General features: G+C 52.0%; 2 protein-coding genes. One reads left to right on the top strand and one right to left on the bottom strand.

Annotated features, from left to right (window positions below):
• Positions 1–89 precede the first annotated feature (89 nt).
• Entirely contained in the window at positions 90–1013 is a 924-nt protein-coding gene (locus Q7P22_RS06305; protein WP_303862062.1) for a reverse transcriptase domain-containing protein, read from the top strand.
• Between the two features lie 158 nt (positions 1014–1171).
• Here Q7P22_RS06305 and Q7P22_RS06300 read toward each other — a convergent pair.
• Positions 1172–2012 (bottom strand): AAA family ATPase (locus Q7P22_RS06300; protein WP_303862059.1); only part of this gene is annotated, 841 nt, incomplete at its 5' end.

Raw genomic sequence — 2012 nt, 5'->3', positions numbered from 1 at the left:
GTTTAAGGGAGCGAATGACCCGGACTTCAAGCGCGTGATCGCCCAGGTGCTTCTTAGGAAGCGAAAAATGGGAGTAGTGGGGGCAAAGGATGTCTATCGTCGATACGATCGCTGAGGACCTACCCCTTTCTCCCGAGGCTATCAGAGCGCTCGCAAACTCTTCCCGGCAGAACTACCGGCGGTTTGCTGTCGATGGCAGGGTGCTATTTGCCCCCAAGCCAGAGCTCAAGCTAATACAGTGCTGGATATCAGATCTTGTCAGGGCCTCCAGCGGCCGTCTTCCATCGTTCGTCACGGCATATGAACCCGGATCGTCAATCGTCGAAAATGCGTCAATCCATCAGAGGGACGCTCATCACCTATATCTGGATATCAGGAGCTTTTTCCCAAGCTGCAAATCGGCGAGAGTGTTTCGGGTCTTCTCGGGTCTCAGCATTCAGGAGAAAGCCGAAGCAGCCCCACGTGAGCTCGCGGTTGACGAAGCCATGCTGCTCACGGACCTCTCTACGATGGGTGGTGGCCTGGCGGTCGGGAGCCCATCCTCCCCCGCGATTGCCAACAGAATACTGCTTCCCGCCGACGCCGAGATAAAAGGCCAGCTAGGGATCGCCTACCGCTACTCAAGATACTCGGACGACATCTGTATCTCATCTGATCGCTGGATTGACAAGGCTCGAGTCGTTCAAATGGTGGACACCGTGCTATCCCAATACGGCTTCAAGCTGAACGCGCAGAAAACCCGTTGCGTCGGAAGAGGCGATGCCAGGAGAATCACGGGTGTCACCGTGACCCCAGAGGGGAGTTTGAGCATCGGGGCGAGGAGAAAGGGGCAGCTTAAATCAGAGCTGTACAGGTATCTGCGATATGGCGAAGGCGAGCCAGAGAGAATCTTGGGCCTCATCTATTTTTGCAAATCCATAGATCCCCGGTACACCGCCAGAGTGTTGTCGAAGTACTCGACGTACTCGACAGGTGGCGACGTCATGTCAGCGCTCATGGGCTTGCCTGGCTAACCTGATGGTATTCCTATGAACCGCGTGCGAAATAGTGTCCGGGAGATGGTTTGCTCTCGAACTCGCCTATGCGAGGATGCGCCCCTTTCACTCCAATTCGGACTTGTTTGTCCGCGCCCCCTGATCTAAGATTTCTTTCGCAAATTGACAGCTGACGCCTAGTTTTGGTTCGCACGCTCGCTACACTTGGCAATCATTTCCTTGTAGTGCTTTTCATATCCTGCATTTTCAAATACCAAACCAAGTACACGCCTGTACACATCGGTCGTCTCAGTTGAGTTCACGAACGTCTCATCATCAAAGGGGCTGTGGGAACCTGCATGAGCCCAGGACATGAATGAACGTGCAACCTCTCGGTCAGGGCTCGACATAGCAGCAATAATGTCATCTGGTTCAAGTCCTCCCACTAGCTTGAAGAACGTCTCGGTTATGCGCCGAGAAATGTTTTGCGCTGTTAGCGAGCTGCAGTCGGAACGACATAGATCTGTCCATAGCAACTCGTATGTACTGCTAACGGGATTATTAACGCAGTGCTCGATTTTAGAGTGCCCACCAGCCTTGCGAATTACGTAATACGAAGTTTTCTTATCACCTTCGCCACCGCGTATATAAGTAATTTCACGATGAAACGTAATGTTGTGCGTCAAGACAATTAGCTGCTCGGTTTTGCTGCTTCCATCTCGTGCTTCTTTCTCAAGCTGACGCACAAGTGAACTGACAACAAACAATACGTCAGCGTCCATGCTCGTAATTGGATCATCAATCACGACAACACGCTTGTCGGTCGTCCCTGTAGTTTCAAGGCTTCCATTCATGAGATGGTAAAAGTAAAGGAAGGTCAAAAAACTCGACTCGCCCTCGCTAAGCGTGTCATTAACGGGGGTCCCGTCGTTGCGCTCAATGCGGTAATGTTTGCCGTCTTCGGAAATCGCTACCTTAAAATTGGTAAACCCGAAGCGTATAAGCAGACCGTTTATGGCGTCAGCAGTCTCCTTAACG

The sequence above is a fragment of the Alkalibaculum bacchi genome (assembly GCF_937875145.1).
Taxonomy (GTDB): Bacteria; Bacillota; Clostridia; order Eubacteriales; family Alkalibacteraceae; genus Alkalibaculum; species Alkalibaculum bacchi_A.
Note: the sequence above shows the minus strand (reverse complement) of the source record. Positions and strands in the feature narration are given on the sequence as shown.